Source organism: Pseudomonas sp. MF6747, assembly GCF_963890955.1.
In the GTDB taxonomy this organism is placed as follows: domain Bacteria; phylum Pseudomonadota; class Gammaproteobacteria; order Pseudomonadales; family Pseudomonadaceae; genus Aquipseudomonas.
The window spans coordinates 130,122-145,497 of record NZ_CAWPSZ010000001.1 but is presented as its reverse complement, the minus strand read 5'-3'; the positions used below and the strand labels follow the sequence as shown (position 1 = coordinate 145,497).

The 15,376-nt window shown below is 60.8% G+C and carries 14 protein-coding genes; 8 read left to right on the top strand and 6 right to left on the bottom strand.

What is annotated here, in order from left to right:
* Position 1 precedes the first annotated feature (1 nt).
* Positions 2 to 1,261: a cation:proton antiporter gene (locus tag AACW30_RS00630; RefSeq protein ID WP_106575635.1), complete on the bottom strand. Its 1,260-nt coding sequence runs from the start codon at positions 1,259 to 1,261 to the stop codon at positions 2 to 4.
* Positions 1,262 to 1,456: 195 nt separating this feature from the next.
* Here AACW30_RS00630 and AACW30_RS00625 point away from each other — a divergent pair, with 195 nt between their 5' ends.
* A complete protein-coding gene (locus tag AACW30_RS00625) occupies positions 1,457 to 1,843 on the top strand; it encodes an MAPEG family protein (RefSeq protein ID WP_106575634.1) in 387 nt (128 codons plus the stop codon).
* Between the two features lie 318 nt (positions 1,844 to 2,161).
* Here the strand turns inward: AACW30_RS00625 and mltA are convergent, their stop codons facing one another.
* Positions 2,162 to 3,346 carry a murein transglycosylase A gene (mltA, locus tag AACW30_RS00620; protein WP_200622162.1) on the bottom strand — a complete coding sequence of 395 codons (1,185 nt, stop codon included), beginning with the start codon at positions 3,344 to 3,346 and terminating at the stop codon, positions 2,162 to 2,164.
* A 127-nt stretch (positions 3,347 to 3,473) separates the two neighbouring features.
* Between mltA and AACW30_RS00615 the strand changes: the two genes are divergently transcribed.
* Positions 3,474 to 3,923 (top strand): c-type cytochrome, encoded by a 450-nt coding sequence (locus AACW30_RS00615; RefSeq protein ID WP_200622160.1) that lies wholly within the window; start codon positions 3,474 to 3,476, stop codon positions 3,921 to 3,923.
* Positions 3,924 to 3,929: 6 nt separating this feature from the next.
* Here AACW30_RS00615 and AACW30_RS00610 read toward each other — a convergent pair whose 3' ends face one another.
* From AACW30_RS00610 to AACW30_RS00590, 4 genes are all read right to left on the bottom strand, one after another.
* Positions 3,930 to 4,325 (bottom strand): DUF1090 domain-containing protein, encoded by a 396-nt coding sequence (locus AACW30_RS00610; RefSeq protein WP_106575630.1) that lies wholly within the window; start codon positions 4,323 to 4,325, stop codon positions 3,930 to 3,932.
* A gap of 68 nt (positions 4,326 to 4,393) precedes the next feature.
* Positions 4,394 to 6,058, bottom strand: a complete 1,665-nt coding sequence (gene ligB / locus AACW30_RS00605; RefSeq protein ID WP_200622151.1) for an NAD-dependent DNA ligase LigB — start codon at positions 6,056 to 6,058, stop codon at positions 4,394 to 4,396.
* A 433-nt stretch (positions 6,059 to 6,491) separates the two neighbouring features.
* Positions 6,492 to 7,682, bottom strand: a complete 1,191-nt coding sequence (gene metK / locus AACW30_RS00595) for a methionine adenosyltransferase (protein WP_200622149.1) — start codon at positions 7,680 to 7,682, stop codon at positions 6,492 to 6,494.
* A 19-nt stretch (positions 7,683 to 7,701) separates the two neighbouring features.
* Complete coding sequence (locus AACW30_RS00590) at positions 7,702 to 8,697, bottom strand: ArsR/SmtB family transcription factor (RefSeq protein ID WP_200622147.1); 996 nt, start codon at positions 8,695 to 8,697, stop codon at positions 7,702 to 7,704.
* Positions 8,698 to 8,954: 257 nt separating this feature from the next.
* Between AACW30_RS00590 and tkt the strand changes: the two genes are divergently transcribed.
* The 6 genes from tkt to fba all read left to right on the top strand — a co-directional run bounded on the left by tkt (position 8,955) and on the right by fba (position 15,312).
* On the top strand, positions 8,955 to 10,952 hold the full coding sequence (gene tkt / locus AACW30_RS00585; RefSeq protein ID WP_200622137.1) for a transketolase: 1,998 nt from the start codon (positions 8,955 to 8,957) through the stop codon (positions 10,950 to 10,952).
* A gap of 138 nt (positions 10,953 to 11,090) precedes the next feature.
* The gene (gene epd, locus AACW30_RS00580) at positions 11,091 to 12,146 is read left to right on the top strand and encodes an erythrose-4-phosphate dehydrogenase (protein ID WP_200622135.1); all 1,056 of its coding nucleotides are present in this window, start codon (positions 11,091 to 11,093) and stop codon (positions 12,144 to 12,146) included.
* A 17-nt stretch (positions 12,147 to 12,163) separates the two neighbouring features.
* The gene (locus AACW30_RS00575; RefSeq protein ID WP_200622133.1) at positions 12,164 to 13,327 is read left to right on the top strand and encodes a phosphoglycerate kinase; all 1,164 of its coding nucleotides are present in this window, start codon (positions 12,164 to 12,166) and stop codon (positions 13,325 to 13,327) included.
* 29 nt (positions 13,328 to 13,356) lie between these two features.
* Entirely contained in the window at positions 13,357 to 13,584 is a 228-nt protein-coding gene (locus AACW30_RS00570) for a hypothetical protein (RefSeq protein WP_179676554.1), read from the top strand.
* Positions 13,585 to 13,646: 62 nt separating this feature from the next.
* Entirely contained in the window at positions 13,647 to 13,979 is a 333-nt protein-coding gene (locus AACW30_RS00565) for an MliC family protein (protein ID WP_119737525.1), read from the top strand.
* Positions 13,980 to 14,247: 268 nt separating this feature from the next.
* Positions 14,248 to 15,312: a class II fructose-bisphosphate aldolase gene (gene fba / locus AACW30_RS00560; RefSeq protein ID WP_003177554.1), complete on the top strand. Its 1,065-nt coding sequence runs from the start codon at positions 14,248 to 14,250 to the stop codon at positions 15,310 to 15,312.
* The last annotated feature ends 64 nt before the right edge of the window (positions 15,313 to 15,376 follow it).

The following is a 15,376-nucleotide window of genomic DNA, read 5'->3' as shown; positions in this document are numbered from 1 at the left end:
ATCAGTGGGTCTCGGCCTGCGGAGCCGGTTCATCCTTGGTCACGTGTTTGACCAGCTTGCCGATGCTCAAACCCTGCAGCAGGATCGACGACAGCACCACGATGTAGGTGATGCTCAGCAACAAGTCGCGCTCCGGCCCCAACGGCAAGGCCAGTGCCAATGCTACCGACACCCCGCCACGCAGGCCGCCCCAGGTAAGGATACGGATAGTGCCGCGCGGTACGGTGCGCCAGCGGCGCAGCAACAGGATCGCCGGGGCCACGGTCAGCAGGCGCGAAAGCAGGATCGCCACCGCCAGCAAACTGGCCGCCAATACGTGCAGCCAGTTGAACGGCAACAGCAACAGCTCCATGCCGATCAACGCGAACAGCAGGGCGTTGAGCATGTCATCGAGCAACTCCCAGAAACCGTCCAGGTAGCGTCGGGTCATGTCGTTCATCGCCAGCTTGCGGCCCAGGTTGCCGATGATCAGGCCGGCAACCACCATCGCAATCGGTGCCGAGACGTGCAGTTCGGTGGCAAGCGCCGAGCCGCCGATCACCAGCGCCAAGGTCAGCATGACCTCAATCTGGTGCTGCTCGATGCTTTTGATCATCAAGTACACCAGGTAGCCGATCAGCCCGCCGAACACCACGCCGCCAATCGCTTCATGGGCGAACAGCATGGCCGTGGCGCCGACGGTTGGCGTTTCACCCAACTGCGCGATGCCCAACAGCACGGTAAACACCACGACCGCGGTGCCGTCATTGAACAGCGATTCGCCGACGATGGTGGTTTTCAGCGGTTTCGATGCGTTGGCCGTTCGCAGCACGCCCAGCACCGCAATCGGGTCGGTGGGCGAGATCAGCGCGCCGAACAGCAGGCAGTAGAGGAAACTCACGTGCCAGCCAAACAGGGCAAAAATGTAAAACGCCAGGCTGCCGATGACCACGGTGGCAATCAACACGCCGAAGGTTGCCAACAGGCCGATGGGCCAGCGATAACTGCGCAAGTCATTCAGGTTGACGTGCAAGGCGCCGGCGAACAGCAGGAACGAAAGCATCCAGTTCATCAACAGATCGCCAAAGTCGATCTGGCCGATCAATTGCTGAATACGCTCCTCCAGGCCTGGGTAGCCGATGAAGCTCAGGCCTTGCAGGATCAGTGAGAACAGCAGGGCGGTGACCATCACGCCGATGGTGGGCGGCAGGCCGATAAAACGGAAGTTCACATACGTGAGCAGGGTGGTGAGGCAAATGAAGGCGGCGACAAGTTCAAGCATCCGGGGTCCTTGGAAGGTGGAGTGTGCGTTGGTTAATGGGTGGATGGACCGCAGCACTGGCGGGATGTTGCAGGCCATGGGGCAAAAGGCCGGTAGAACCTTTGGCGGTGGCGCGGTTCATAGCGGTTAAGTGCGGTGTGGCATTTTTAGTGCTAAAACTCTAACCGCTGGCTAAAACTACAAAAGGAATCAGTGATGACGGTGGCTTTCTGGTGTGTGTTGATCGCAATTTTCCTGCCTTATCTGTGCACGGGTGTGGCCAAGTTCAGCGGCGGCAAGTTCGGGCCTCGGCAGAACCATGACCCTCGGGCTTTCCTGGACACCCTCGATGGGTTCGCCAAGCGCGCTCACAGTGCACAACTCAACAGCTTTGAAGTGACGCCGGCGTTTGCGGCGGCAGTGATCATTGCGCACTTGGCCGGCACGGCGTCACTGGTGACCATCAATGTGCTGGCGGTGCTGTTTATCACCAGTCGGCTGCTGTACATCATTTGCTACCTGGCGGACTGGGCGATGCTGCGTTCGCTGGTCTGGGCATTGGGCATGGCATTGATTGCGAGTTTCTTTTTTGTCTCGATCTAAGGCCTGATGCGATTTCTCGTGTGAGCTGGCTTGTTGTGCCGAGCCCGTTTGTTATGCCGAGCGGAATGGGTGTGCGAGCGGGCTTGTGGTGGCGAGCGGGCTTGCCCCGCGTTGGGGCGCGAAGCGGCCCCACTAAAAGCGCCGAGTTCTTTCAGAAAGAACGCGGTGTGTATTTTTTTAGGGCCGCTTCGCAGCCCAACGCGGGGCAAGCCCGCTCGCCACATCAATCCCGCTCGCCACATTAGGTCTGCTAGTCACACCAGCCCGCTCGCCACACACGCGTGCTCAGCACCATGAATCGCGCCTATCAGTAAGCACTCAGGTACCGGCAGGTGCATCCGGCACGTGTGGCAGCGCTGCGCCTTTGGGCCACAACATCCAGATCTGGCCCTGCTGCTTCATATTCCCCGCCAACTCGCCCGCTGCATCACCGGTGCCCCAGAACAAGTCTGCGCGCACTTCGCCGGTGATTGCACCGCCGGTGTCCTGTGCGGCCACGGGTCGGGCAATGGGCGAGCCGTCAGGTTTGGTGGTCGACAGCCATAACAGGCTGCCCAGCGGAATCACCTTGCGATCCACCGCCACGCTGTAGCCCGCCGTCAGCGGCACATTCAGTGAGCCGCGCGGGCCTTCATTGCTGTCCGGGCGAGCGCTGAAAAACACGTAGCTGGGGTTGCTCGCCAGCAGTTGTGGAATACGTTGCGGGTTAGCCTTGGCCCAGGCGCTGATGGCGCCCATGGTCACGTCTTCTTTTTTCAGCTCGCCTTGCTCCACCAGCCAACGGCCGATCGGGCGGTACGGGTAACCGTTCTGGTCGCCATACCCCACACGCAGTTGGCGCCCGCCGGCGAGTTGAATGCGGCCCGAGCCCTGAATCTGCAAGAACTGCAGGTCCATCGGGTTGGTCAGCCAGGCAATCGGCTTGGCGGTGGAGCCCTGGCCGTTGATGGTGCTGGCGTCGTCATATGGCTTGAGCACACGCCCTTCGAGGCGGCCGCGCAGGCGCTTGCCCTTGAGTTCCGGGTAGATGCTTTCCAGGTTGACGATGATCAGGTCATCCGGAACCCCGTACACCGGCACATGGGCAATGGCGGTTTCGGTCAGGCTGCCGGGGTAGACCGGTTCGTAGTAGCCGGTGATCAGGCCGTTCGGCGTGTTGTCGGCCGAGCGCAGGCCGAATACGTCCAGGCGCTCCTTGAGAAAGCTGCGCACCGCCGGAGCGTTGCCCGGCACGCTGGTCGCTGCTGCGCAGGTCGCACCCCAGATCGGGTCGGCCTTCAGGCGTTGGCAGGCGCTGCGCCAGGATTCAAACCCGGCCAGCAGGTCGCTATCGGTAACAGCCGGCAAGGCTTCCCACGGTGCACTCACATACGTGGCGACGGCATGGGGTTTAACGGTTTCATCTTTGCCGGCGTCTTTGTTGCCATCGCAGCCGGCCAGCAGTGCAATGATCGGCAGAGCCCACGCCAGGCGGCGGCTCCAGGGTTTCAAGGTGACATTCATACAAACACTTCCTGAAGCGATTGCCCGCGCCGCAGCGCGTTTGGGCAACCCCTATTATTAATAGGGCTATTGGTCTTTACGGGCGGGGCGAGGATACTGGCCGCCGTTCCCGTGACCTGAAGCCATCATGACTTTTAAAAGACTGACCGTTGTATTGCTGGCCTGCCTGACGTTATCCGCTTGTGGCGGTGTTGATCCGAATTCACCCCTGGGTCAGCGCAAGGCAATCTTCAAGCAAATGCTCAAGACCGGCGAAGACCTGGGCGGCATGTTGCGTGGGCGCATCCCTTTCGATGGCGCGAAGTTCGCCGAAGGCGCGGTCAAGCTTGACGCGTTGTCCCACGAACCGTGGAAGCATTTCCCGAGCGTGCGCGAAGAAGATCACACCAGCGCCAAGGACAGCGTGTGGCAACAGCAGGCACGGTTCCAGGCGTTGGCCCGAAACCTTGAAGCGGCCACCGGTGAACTGGTGATCGCCAGCCAGGTGCAGCCTTACAAAGCCAGCAACCTGGGGCCTGCGGTGCAGAAAGTCGAAGATGCCTGCACGGCTTGCCATAAACAGTTTCGGGATCACTGACCGGGTTTACTGGTCGAGTTCTTCAACAGCGTCCTGCAGCTCTTTGCGTGACTGCGCCAACTTGTCCTTACGCTTGTTGATCTTGTCTGCGTCACCCTTTTTCATCGCCTTGTCGAGGTCGGCCTGACGGCGGCTGACTTCGTGCTTGGCGTCGAGCACCTTGTTTTCGCGTTCTTTCCTCAGGGATGCGTCGGTGCAGTTGGCGGTGACTTCGCTCAGGGCTTTTTCCAGGCCAGCCTGTTGTTGGCTGTTGCCGTGTGCCTTGGCTTGTTCGATCTGAGCGCTGATGGCTTGGCGCTTGGCGGCGCAGCCGGTGAGTTCCGGCACCTCTTCAGCGGCCAGCAGGGGTGTCGCCATGAAGCTTGCAACCGTTAACAAGGCAAAAGGGGCAAGAAATTTCATAAAGGCTCCAGGGTGCAATCAAATGGCAGGATGAATTCTGCCGTTGGTTAAAAAGTGGTCGGGCCAGGTTAGAACCCATCTATCCCCGCCTCGCGGAGTGTCTGAGCCAACGCCTGTACTTGCGGGTCGCGAAAAAAGGCGCTCAATTGCGCTGCGCGGCCCGGGCCGATGCCATCGGTGGCCAGCCAGGCCTGGGTGTCTCTGGCGGCCAGGGTCTGCCAGCCGCCGTCCAGGTCGTTACGTGCCGAGGGCGGTACACCCAAGGCTTTGAGCCATTGTGCAAAGGGACGTTGCCGAGCGTTTTGAATGCTATCGAGCACCCGCGCGCGGCTGCGTTCGCCGAAGCCGTCAATGTTAGCAAGCTCTGCCGCATCCAGGGTCAACCAATCGAGAATGCCGGCGATTAGACCGGCCTGGATCAATATGTTCCAGGTTTCGCGGCCAATATGCGGCATGGCCAGGCCTTGGTTGCCGCTCAGCCAGGTCAGGCGAGCCAGCAATTGCTCCTCGCAACCAGGGTCCAGTTGCCAACAGCTCAAGGCGTGAAAATTACGCGCATCGGGCACTCGTACTTCCACCCTGTTCTCGTTGCGCAGGATCACGTGTTCCAAGCGGGGGATAACATGGCCGGCAAGGCTGATGGACACCTGATCGCCGGGGCGAATATCCAGCACCTGCCAGCGTTTCAGGGAGCCGACGCTCACGCGGTGGATGTGCCGGTCATCCAGCCGTACCGGCTCCAGCTCAAGAATGGGCGTAATACGCCCGGTGCGGCCGATGTTGAACCGCACGTTACGCACCAGCGCGAGCGCCTTGGCGGCCGGGTATTTCCAGGCGACCGCCCAGTAGGGAGCGCTGGCTTGCCAGCGTTTGCCGGGCGCATGCACAGCCTGGTGCAATACCACGCCATCGCTGGCAAATGGCAGGGGATGGTTGTACCAGTAACTGCGCCAGTGTGAGGCTTCAGCGATGTTTTGAATGCGCTGGCTGTAGAGATGGCTATCGGTGAAGCCCCAGCGTGAGAGGGTGGTCAGGCGCTCGTTGAAGTCGGTCGGGCCGTCAGGCCAGGCCCAGACAAAAAGCCCGATCCCCGCGGCATCGGTGTCGCTCAACTGAAGGCGGTTCATCAACCCGGCCATCTTGCTGCGAGCATTCAGCCCGCCCTGTGTCGCCTGCACATGAGCGTCGAGGCGCCAATAGAGTTCGCCTTGCAGCACCAGGTCGATGGGCTCCGGCAGTTGCTGGACAATCCCGGGGATCCGGCGTGCGGCAGTCGACCAATCCTGGCCGAGGCGTCCGTCACCCCGGCTGATAAGCCGGCTCAATCGGCCCTGGCGATAGACCAGCGTCACCGCGACCCCATCGACCTTGGGTTGAATCCATACGTCTTGCCGCGTCCTGAGCCATTCGTCGACAGCCTGCTCATCCAGTAACTTTTCAAGGCCGGTATGCGCGACCGGGTGAGGCCGTGTGCCCCGCGAACTCGCGAGTGGCTTGTCAGCCGTCAGGCCGTTTTTGGGGAAACACGTTCGCCAGTGGTCCAGGCGGTGGCGCGCCTGATCGTAGAGTTCATCGCTCACCGGGGATTGGCCGAGCCGGTGGTAGCTGTCATCCCACAGCGTGATCTGTCTGGCCAGCGCGCCGACCTGTGATCGGGCGTCCTCGGGACAGTCTTCTGCCCACACCAGAAAGGGCAAGGCACTGAGTAACAGAGCAATCAATAAACGCATCATGAGCATCCTTGCTCGGAAGGGGCGCCCAGCCTAAGTGATCCAGGCGGCCACAAAAAAGCCCCGACAGCGCGGGGCTTTTTACCGGGTGTTTCGAATTACTTGAACAGGCCGCCCAACCCTTTCACCGCGTCGTTCTTATTCATCTTGGCTTCCTGTGTTTGCTGCCTGGCGTCGACTTTGGCTTAAGACTCGGCCAGATTGTTACAACCTTTGTTGACCTGCTCTCGTGCGGCTTCAAAGCCTTAACGCTTAGTACGTCGTTCTTGGCCTGCGCCACGTCAATTTTGCTTTGCCGGTCTTTGGCGTGCGGCTGGCAGTCGCCGGGTTTGTCGCCCAGTCGGGTACTCAGGGCGCCAAACGTGTGATGCCTGTCGCGCAGGCAATAAAAAGCCCCGCCGGGCGAACCCGGCGGGGCTTTTGTGGTAGCGCGTGCTTACAGGCCGGCGGCCGTGCGCAGGTCGTTGGCGCGGTCGGTTTTCTCCCAGGTGAACGTGGTGAAGGTGTCGTCGCCGACAGTCTTCTGCACAGGGGTACGGCCGAAGTGGCCGTAGGCTGCGGTTTCCTGGTACATCGGGTGCAGCAGGTCAAGCATGGTGGTGATCGCGTATGGACGCAGGTCGAAGATCTCGCGCACCAGCTTGACGATTTTGTCGTCGCTGATCTTGCCGGTGCCGAAGGTATTCAGCGAGATCGACGTAGGCTGGGCTACACCGATAGCGTAGGAAACCTGGATCTCGCAACGCTCGGCCAGGCCGGCAGCGACGATGTTCTTGGCCACATAACGACCGGCGTAGGCCGCCGAACGGTCAACCTTGGACGGGTCTTTGCCCGAGAACGCGCCGCCGCCGTGACGGGCCATGCCGCCGTAGCTGTCGACGATGATCTTGCGGCCGGTCAGGCCGCAGTCGCCCACCGGGCCACCGATGATGAACTGGCCAGTCGGGTTGATGTGGAACTGGGTGTCCTTGGTCAGCAGTTCGGCCGGCAGCACGTGCTTGACGATCAGCTCCATCACGCCTTCGCGCAGGTCGGCGTAGGACACGTCCGGGTTGTGCTGGGTCGACAGTACAACGGCGTCGATACCCACGACTTTGCCGCCTTCGTAACGGCAGGTCACCTGGGACTTGGCATCCGGACGCAGCCACGGCAGCAGGCCGTTTTTGCGGGCCTCGGCCTGACGTTGCACCAGCTGGTGCGAGAAGGTGATCGGCGCCGGCATCAGCACCTCGGTTTCGTTGCTGGCGTAGCCGAACATCAGGCCCTGGTCGCCAGCGCCCTGATCTTCAGGCTTGGCGCGGTCCACGCCCTGGTTGATGTCGGGCGACTGCTTGCCGATGATGTTCATCACGCCGCAGGTCGCGCCGTCGAAGCCGACGTCGGAACTGTTGTAGCCAATCTTGGTGATAACGTCGCGCACGATCTGTTCCAGATCGACCCACGCGGTGGTGGTGACTTCACCGGCGATGATCGCCACGCCCGTTTTCACCAGAGTCTCGCACGCCACACGGGCGAACTTGTCTTCAGCAATGATGGCGTCCAGCACCGCATCAGAAATCTGGTCGGCGATTTTGTCCGGATGCCCTTCAGACACGGACTCGGAGGTGAAAAGGGAGTATTCGCTCATCTCGATGTTTTCCTGATATTTACCGATGGTGAGTGTCGCCAGCCGGCCGCTGAAAATGGCGGACCTGAATCTGGAAACCATTACGTAAACCTACATAGAGGCTTTCCCCGGGAACGAGTCCCGCAGCGGTGGCCCAACGGGCCAGATCGTCCTGTTCAAAACCCAACCAGAGATCACCGCAGGCCTCCTTGGCCCAATTCTGGTTGTGGCTGCATAAATCTGTGACCAGCAGGCTACCGCCGGGTTGCAGCAAATTTGCCATCTGCTTGAGGGCGTCGGCGGGGGCGGCGAAATGGTGCAAGACCATGTTCAACACCACGCAATCGGCCCGCAGGTTTGTGTCGTTCAACGCGTCCGCCAGCTGCAGGCTGACATTGCCCAGCGCCTCGCGCTCGCACAACTGGCGCGCCAGTTCGAGCATCGCCGGGCTGTTGTCCAGGGCCGTCACCTGCTTGAAGCGGCGCGCCAGCTCCGGCAGGAAACCGCCATCGCCAGGGCCGACTTCCAGCGCCGTGGCCGAATAACTGAAGCCCAGTTTGTCCAACAGCGCCAGTACGCTTTCGCGGTATTGCGGCAAGCCGGCAATCAGGTCTTGTTGGGCGCGAAACTTCTCGGCGACCCGTGAGAAAAAATCCTGGCTGGCGGCAGCGCGTTGTCCGTGAACTTGGCTGATGCGCGACTGCACGTCGCCGGGCAAGCTCAAGCTGTCCACCTCTTCCAGCAGCGCGGCGTGCAGTTTGCCGCCGAGCAGCTCGGTGTGGGGCAGGGCGCGGCGGTAAAAAATCGCATTGCCCTCGCGGCGGGTGGCCACCAGGTCAGCCTGGGCCAGGACCTTCAAATGGTGGCTCATGCCGGATTGGCCAATAGCGAAGATCTGCGCCAGTTCCAGTACGCCGAAAGAGTCGTTGGCCAGTGCGCGCAATACGTTCAGGCGTAACGGATCACCAGCGGCCTTGCACAAGGCTGCCAGTTCATCGCCGTCGTCAGGACGCAGGGAGGGCACGGGTAGGTTCATAAGGCCAGCAGTCTAGTGACGGGCGGATATCCCCGCAAGGCCAATATCAAAAAGTTTTGATATTGGTCGATAATCGGTAGTTATAAGCAGCCGCTATAACCTTTAGACGAAGCGGTCAGGCTTTTCTGCAAGCGATTAGCGCGCAAACCGCAGGAAAAACACCTCAAGTGACTATCTGTGATTGCCCGCAGGCGGTGGCTGAGGGAAAATGCCGATCCTTTTTTCCGTTTCTTTTAAGCAACCCCAGGAGATCAGCGATGCCCAGCCGTCGTGAGCGTGCCAACGCCATTCGTGCCCTCAGCATGGATGCCGTGCAAAAAGCCAACAGCGGCCATCCCGGTGCCCCGATGGGCATGGCGGATATCGCCGAGGTACTTTGGCGTGACTACCTGAAACACAATCCGAGCAACCCGTCGTTCGCCGACCGTGACCGCTTCGTGCTGTCCAACGGCCATGGCTCGATGCTGATCTATTCGCTGCTGCACCTGACCGGCTACGACGTCACCATCGATGACCTCAAGAGCTTCCGCCAGCTGCACAGCCGCACCCCGGGTCACCCGGAATTCGGCTACACCCCAGGCGTTGAGACCACCACCGGTCCGCTGGGCCAGGGCCTGGCCAATGCTGTTGGCTTCGCACTCGCTGAAAAAGTCCTGGGCGCGCAGTTCAACCGCCCTGGTCACAACATCGTCGACCACCACACCTATGTGTTCCTGGGTGATGGCTGCATGATGGAAGGCATTTCCCACGAAGTGGCTTCCCTAGCCGGTACCCTGGGCCTGGGCAAGCTGATTGCCTTCTACGATGACAACGGCATCTCCATCGACGGCGAAGTCGAAGGCTGGTTCACCGATGACACCCCGAAGCGTTTCGAAGCCTACAACTGGCAAGTGATCCGTAACGTCGACGGCCACGATCCGGAAGAGATCAAGACCGCCATCGACACCGCCCGCAAGAGCGAGCAGCCGACCCTGATCTGCTGCAAGACCACCATTGGTTTCGGCTCGCCGAACAAGCAAGGTAAAGAAGACTGCCACGGCGCCCCACTGGGTGACGCGGAAATCGCCTTGACCCGTGAAGCGCTGAAGTGGAACCACGGCCCGTTCGAAATCCCGGCTGACATCTATGCCGAGTGGAACGCCAAGGAAAAAGGCCTGGCGACCGAAGCCGAGTGGGACCAGCGTTTTGCGGCCTACTCCGCCGAATTCCCTGAGTTGGCCAACGAACTGGTACGCCGCCTGGCCGGTGACCTGCCTGCCGACTTCTCGGAAAAAGCCTCGGCCTACATCGCCGAAGTGGCGGCCAAGGGCGAGACCATCGCCAGCCGTAAAGCCAGCCAGAACACCCTGAACGCCTTTGGCCCGTTGCTGCCTGAGATCCTCGGCGGTTCGGCTGACCTGGCCGGTTCCAACCTGACCCTGTGGAAAGGTTGCAAAGGTGTCTCGGCCGAAGACGCCAGCGGCAACTACATGTACTACGGCGTGCGCGAGTTCGGCATGAGCGCCATCATGAACGGCGTGTCCCTGCACGGCGGCCTGCTGCCTTACGGCGCAACCTTCCTGATGTTCATGGAATACGCGCGCAACGCCGTACGTATGGCCGCGCTGATGAAAAAGCGTGTGATCCATGTGTACACCCACGACTCCATCGGTTTGGGCGAAGACGGCCCGACGCACCAGCCGGTCGAGCAACTGACCAGCCTGCGTACCACACCGAACCTGGATTGCTGGCGCCCAGCCGACGCGGTCGAATCTGCCGTGGCCTGGAAACACGCCATTGAGCGTAAGGACGGCCCTTCGGCGCTGATTTTCTCGCGTCAGAACCTGCAGCACCAAGTGCGTACCGACGCGCAGATCGCTGCGATCAGCCGTGGTGGCTACGTGCTCAAGGACTGCGTTGGCGAGCCGGAGCTGATCCTGATCTCCACCGGTTCCGAAGTCGGCCTGACCGTTCAGGCCTACGACAAGCTGACGGCCCAGGGCCGCAACGTGCGCGTTGTGTCCATGCCGTGCACCAGCCTGTTCGAAGCCCAGGACGCCGACTACAAGCAATCGGTTCTGCCGTTGCAGGTCAGCGCGCGTATTGCCATCGAAGCGGCTCACGCCGACTACTGGTACAAGTACGTGGGCCTGGAAGGCCGCGTGATCGGCATGACCACCTACGGTGAGTCGGCGCCAGCGCCAGCGTTGTTCGAAGAGTTCGGTTTCACCCTGGAAAACATCCTGGGTCAGGCTGAAGAGCTGCTGGAAGACTAAGTCAGTCTGCGTTGTCTGCACTGGCGCTATCGCGGGCAAGCCCGCTCCCACATTTGGATCGCGGTCTAATGTGGGAGCGGGCTTGCCCGCGATAGCGTCAGAGCATTCAACACCGAACTAACATTGATCGAGAACCCCATGCCCCAACCGCGTCCCTACAAAGTTGCACTCAACGGCTACGGCCGCATTGGTCGTTGCGTCTTGCGTGCTCTGTTTGAGCGAGGGGCGGCGGCCGGGTTTGAAATTGTCGCGATCAACGATTTGGCCGACATGGCCAGCATCGAATACCTGACACGCTTTGACTCCACCCATGGCCGGTTTCCCGGCGAAGTGCGCGTTGAAGGCGACTGTCTGCATATCAATGGCGACTGCGTGAAAGTCCTGCGCAGTGCCACCCCCGAGGGCATCGACTGGGCGGCGCTGGGCGTCGACCTGGTGTTGGAATGCTCCGGTGCTTACCACACCCGTGCCGATGGCCAGCGTTTTCTCGACGCCGGCGCACCGCGTGTGCTGTTTTCCCAGCCGATGGCCAGCGAGGCGGATGTCGACGCCACCATCGTCTACGGCATCAACCAGGATTGCCTGACCGGCAATGAGCTGCTGGTGTCCAACGCCTCCTGCACCACCAACTGCAGCGTGCCGCTGTTGCGCCTGCTGGATCAGGCGATTGGCCTGGATTATGTGTCGATCACCACGATTCACTCGGCGATGAACGACCAGCCGGTCATCGACGCCTATCACCACGAAGACCTGCGCCGCACGCGTTCGGCCTTCCAGTCAGTGATTCCGGTGTCTACCGGCCTGGCGCGAGGTATCGAAAGATTGTTACCGGAACTTGCCGGGCGAATTCAAGCCAAAGCCGTACGGGTGCCAACGGTGAACGTGTCTTGCCTGGACATCACCATGCAGACTGTCAGCGACACTGACGCGACGGAGGTCAACCGGATTCTGCGCGACGCCGCCACCAGCGGCCCGCTCAAGGGTTTGCTGGCCTACACCGAGTTGCCGCATGCCAGTTGCGATTTCAACCATGACCCGCATTCGGCGATTGTCGATGCCAGCCAGACCCGCGTTTCCGGCCCCAGGCTGGTGAACATCCTGGCTTGGTTCGACAACGAATGGGGGTTTGCCAACCGAATGCTGGATGTTGCCGAACATTATCTGCACATCGCCTCCATACAACCTCAACAGTAATTCAGGAACTGCGACCCATGACCGTGTTGAAGATGACCGACCTCGATCTGCAAGGTAAGCGCGTACTGATTCGCGAAGACCTCAACGTCCCAGTCAAGGACGGTGTTGTCACCAGCGATGCGCGAATCCTGGCCTCGCTGCCGACCATCAAGCTGGCCCTGGAAAAAGGCGCGGCCGTGATGGTCTGCTCCCACCTGGGTCGTCCGACCGAAGGTGAGTTCTCCGCCGAAAACAGCCTCAAGCCGGTGGCCGACTACCTGAGCGAGGCCCTGGGCCGCGACGTGCCGCTGGTGGCTGACTACCTGGGCGGCGTTGACGTCAAGCCAGGCGACATCGTGCTGTTCGAAAACGTGCGCTTCAACAAAGGCGAGAAAAAGAACAGCGACGAACTGGCCCAGCAATACGCGGCCCTGTGCGACGTGTTCGTGATGGACGCCTTCGGCACTGCGCACCGCGCCGAGGGTTCGACCCATGGCGTGGCCAAGTTCGCCAAAGTCGCCGCCGCCGGCCCGCTGCTGGCCGCAGAACTGGATGCACTGGGCAAGGCCCTGGGCGCTCCGGCGCAGCCAATGGCGGCCATCGTGGCCGGTTCCAAAGTCTCCACCAAGCTCGACGTGCTCAACAGCCTGAGCCAGATCTGCAACCAGTTGATCGTCGGCGGCGGCATTGCCAACACCTTCCTGGCCGCAGCCGGCCACCCGGTGGGCAAGTCCCTGTACGAGCCGGACCTGCTCGACACCGCGCGCGCCATCGCGGCCAAAGTCAGCGTGCCGCTGCCGGTGGACGTAGTCGTGGCCAAGGAATTCGCTGAAAGCGCCGAAGCCACCGTCAAGCTCATCGCTGACGTGGCCGCCGACGACATGATCCTGGACATCGGCCCGCAAACCGCAGCCAACTTCGCTGAACTGCTGAAGTCGTCCAAGACCATTTTGTGGAACGGCCCGGTCGGCGTGTTCGAGTTCGACCAGTTCGGCAACGGCACCAAAGTACTGGCCCACGCCATTGCTGAAAGCTCGGCATTCTCCATCGCCGGCGGTGGCGATACCTTGGCGGCCATCGATAAATATGGCGTTGCTGACCAGATCTCCTACATTTCTACCGGTGGCGGCGCGTTCCTCGAATTCGTCGAAGGCAAAGTGCTGCCGGCCGTTGAAGTGCTGGAAACTCGAGCCAAAGGCTAAGGCTCGTGATCCGGAAAAGGAGTATTCCCATGATCAAGTCGTTGGCACTGGTGATCGCAGCGGGCCTGTTGGCCGGCTGCGGCGGCACGCCAAGCACGAAGCCTGCCGCTGCAGAGCCTGCGCCTACGCAGAAAAAGAGCTGCTACCAGGCTGACTGGCAAGCCGAAACCATGCCGGTGATCAACAAGCGCATCGGCAACGAGCGGCTTGAGCAATACGATGCCGCGCCCAACGGTCAGGAACAGGGTTGCCCTTGACGGGTCTGATCAACTAACCGACAGCTTTGGCGGCCTTTTGGGTCGCCGTTCGAGGATTGGCAATGAAAGGCGTTTTCGCCCTGGCAGCCCTGGCCTTGTTGGCCGGCTGCAGCAGCATGAACATGTTCAACAAGGCAGAGCCGGCCGACAAGTGGACCACCTGGACGTGCGACAGCAAGGCCGAGGTCAACTGGCGCTTTGCCAACCAGGCGCGTTCCGAGGTGGATGTACGCCTCGGCGGTTCCGACCAGGTTTATCGTCTTAAACAGGACGTTGCTGCCTCGGGCGTGCTGTACAGCAACGACCAGTTGGCGTTTCACCAAAAGGGTGAGGAAGGCCTGATTTACTGGGTCGCCACCGATGATTTGATTGGGCGAGGCTGCAAGGCCCAGTAGTGAGCCCAATGAAAATCAAATGTGAGAGTGGGCTTGCCCGCGATGACGGTGGGTCAGTTACCGAAGATGTCGACAGACAAATCGCCATCGCAGGCAAGCCAGCTCTCACATTGATCGGGTTTCAAATTGGAACTTGTGTCAGGTCCGTCACTGCAATAACGATTCAGCAGGCCAAGCCTTAACCCCTTGATCTGCAATAACTTGAATAGCAGCCGCCGCTACGGCAGGCTTGCACGATTAACGACCCACGATCGGGAGAGACAACACAATGGCACTTATCAGCATGCGTCAAATGCTGGACCACGCAGCCGAGTTCGGCTACGGCGTCCCAGCCTTTAACGTCAACAACCTTGAGCAGATGCGCGCCATCATGGAAGCCGCTGACAAGACCGACTCCCCAGTGATCGTTCAGGCTTCGGCCGGTGCCCGCAAATACGCCGGTGCCCCTTTCCTGCGTCACCTGATCCTGGCCGCCATCGAAGAATTCCCACACATCCCGGTGTGCATGCACCAGGACCACGGCACCAGCCCTGACGTGTGCCAGCGCTCCATCCAACTGGGCTTCAGCTCGGTGATGATGGACGGCTCCCTCGGCGAAGACGGCAAGACCCCAACCGACTACGAGTACAACGTACGCGTGACCCAACAAACCGTGGCCATGGCTCACGCCTGCGGCGTTTCGGTTGAAGGCGAGCTGGGCTGCCTGGGTTCGTTGGAAACCGGCATGGCCGGCGAAGAAGACGGCATCGGCGCTGAAGGCGTGCTGGACCACAGCCAGATGCTGACCGACCCGGAAGAAGCCGCTGACTTCGTGAAGAAGACCCAAGTGGATGCCCTGGCCATCGCCATCGGCACCAGCCACGGCGCTTACAAGTTCACCAAGCCACCTACCGGCGACGTGCTGGCGATCGACCGCATCAAGGAAATCCACAAACGCATCCCTAACACCCACCTGGTGATGCACGGTTCTTCCTCGGTACCGCAAGAGTGGCTGGCGATCATCAACCAGTACGGTGGCGACATCAAAGAAACCTACGGCGTGCCGGTTGAAGAAATCGTCGAAGGCATCAAGTACGGCGTGCGCAAGGTCAACATCGACACCGACCTGCGTCTGGCGTCCACCGGTGCGATGCGTCGCCTGATGGCCACCAACCCGAGCGAATTTGACCCACGTAAATTCTTCGGTGCCACTGTGACCGCGATGCGTGACGTGTGTATCGCTCGTTACGAAGCGTTCGGTACGGCCGGTAATGCTTCGAAGATCAAGCCGATCTCCCTGGAAGCGATGTACCAGCGTTACCTGAAAGGTGAGTTGAACGCCAAGGTGAACTGAGCCTCAGGCGTTTAAACAAAAAGCCCGCAGCGATGCGGGCTTTTTTGTGGCCGGGATTTGACCC

What these genes read in the sequence shown, in the direction of transcription:
- AACW30_RS00565 (WP_119737525.1), top strand. Translation starts at nt 13,647, where the DNA reads ATGAAAGGCGTTTTCGCCCTGGCAGCCCTGGCCTTGTTGGCCGGCTGC.
- epd (WP_200622135.1), top strand. Translation starts at nt 11,091, where the DNA reads ATGCCCCAACCGCGTCCCTACAAAGTTGCACTCAACGGCTACGGCCGC.
- ligB (WP_200622151.1), bottom strand. Translation starts at nt 6,058, where the DNA reads ATGATGCGTTTATTGATTGCTCTGTTACTCAGTGCCTTGCCCTTTCTG.
- metK (WP_200622149.1), bottom strand. Translation starts at nt 7,682, where the DNA reads ATGAGCGAATACTCCCTTTTCACCTCCGAGTCCGTGTCTGAAGGGCAT.
- AACW30_RS00625 (WP_106575634.1), top strand. Translation starts at nt 1,457, where the DNA reads ATGACGGTGGCTTTCTGGTGTGTGTTGATCGCAATTTTCCTGCCTTAT.
- AACW30_RS00610 (WP_106575630.1), bottom strand. Translation starts at nt 4,325, where the DNA reads ATGAAATTTCTTGCCCCTTTTGCCTTGTTAACGGTTGCAAGCTTCATG.
- AACW30_RS00590 (WP_200622147.1), bottom strand. Translation starts at nt 8,697, where the DNA reads ATGAACCTACCCGTGCCCTCCCTGCGTCCTGACGACGGCGATGAACTG.
- tkt (WP_200622137.1), top strand. Translation starts at nt 8,955, where the DNA reads ATGCCCAGCCGTCGTGAGCGTGCCAACGCCATTCGTGCCCTCAGCATG.
- AACW30_RS00630 (WP_106575635.1), bottom strand. Translation starts at nt 1,261, where the DNA reads ATGCTTGAACTTGTCGCCGCCTTCATTTGCCTCACCACCCTGCTCACG.
- AACW30_RS00615 (WP_200622160.1), top strand. Translation starts at nt 3,474, where the DNA reads ATGACTTTTAAAAGACTGACCGTTGTATTGCTGGCCTGCCTGACGTTA.
- AACW30_RS00575 (WP_200622133.1), top strand. Translation starts at nt 12,164, where the DNA reads ATGACCGTGTTGAAGATGACCGACCTCGATCTGCAAGGTAAGCGCGTA.
- AACW30_RS00570 (WP_179676554.1), top strand. Translation starts at nt 13,357, where the DNA reads ATGATCAAGTCGTTGGCACTGGTGATCGCAGCGGGCCTGTTGGCCGGC.
- mltA (WP_200622162.1), bottom strand. Translation starts at nt 3,346, where the DNA reads ATGAATGTCACCTTGAAACCCTGGAGCCGCCGCCTGGCGTGGGCTCTG.
- fba (WP_003177554.1), top strand. Translation starts at nt 14,248, where the DNA reads ATGGCACTTATCAGCATGCGTCAAATGCTGGACCACGCAGCCGAGTTC.